This window comes from Microbacterium sp. LMC-P-041, from assembly GCF_030209555.1.
GTDB lineage: Bacteria > Actinomycetota > Actinomycetes > Actinomycetales > Microbacteriaceae > Microbacterium.
Genome location: NZ_JARVRV010000012.1, coordinates 1 through 1010, shown reverse-complemented (window position 1 = coordinate 1010; position 1010 = coordinate 1). Strand labels below are relative to the sequence as shown.

1 rRNA gene is annotated in these 1010 nt (G+C 51.7%); it reads left to right on the top strand.

Features of this window, described 5'->3' with window-relative positions:
• A 23S ribosomal RNA gene (locus tag QRN21_RS17950) occupies window positions 1-1010 on the top strand; the annotation flags it as partial.

Genomic DNA, 1010 nt, shown 5'->3' with positions numbered 1-1010 from the left:
GAGATCCTGAAACCGTGTGCCTACAAATAGTCAGAGCCCGTTAATGGGTGATAGCGTGCCTTTTGTAGAATGAACCGGCGAGTTACGATTACGTGCGAGGTTAAGTTTTAGAAGACGGAGCCGCAGCGAAAGCGAGTCTGAATAGGGCGAATTAGTACGTGGTCGTAGACCCGAAACCAGGTGATCTACCCATGTCCAGGGTGAAGGTAAGGTAACACTTACTGGAGGCCCGAACCCACGCACGTTGAAAAGTGCGGGGATGAGGTGTGGGTAGCGGAGAAATTCCAATCGAACCTGGAGATAGCTGGTTCTCTCCGAAATAGCTTTAGGGCTAGCCTCGTGATGAGAATACTGGAGGTAGAGCACTGTTTGGACTAGGGGGCCATCCCGGTTTACCGAATTCAGACAAACTCCGAATGCCAGATATTTATACACGGGAGTCAGACTGCGAGTGATAAGATCCGTAGTCAAAAGGGAAACAGCCCAGACCACCAGCTAAGGTCCCAAAGTAATCGTTAAGTGGAAAAGGATGTGGCGTTGCACAGACAACCAGGATGTTGGCTTAGAAGCAGCCATCATTTAAAGAGTGCGTAATAGCTCACTGGTCGAGTGACGCTGCGCCGAAAATGTATCGGGGCTAAACGATTCACCGAAGCTGTGGATTGACATCTATGATGTCAGTGGTAGGAGAGCGTTCTAAGTGCGTTGAAGTCAGACCGGAAGGACTGGTGGAGCGCTTAGAAGTGAGAATGCCGGTATGAGTAGCGAAAGACGGGTGAGAATCCCGTCCACCGTATGACTAAGGTTTCCTGAGGAAGGCTCGTCCGCTCAGGGTTAGTCGGGACCTAAGCCGAGGCCGATAGGCGTAGGCGATGGACAACAGGTTGATATTCCTGTACCACCTCCTCACCGTTTGAGAAATGGGGGGACGCAGTAGGATAGGGTAAGCGCGCCGTTGGTTGTGCGCGTCCAAGCAGTAAGGCGTGTGTGTAGGCAAATCCGCACACTGT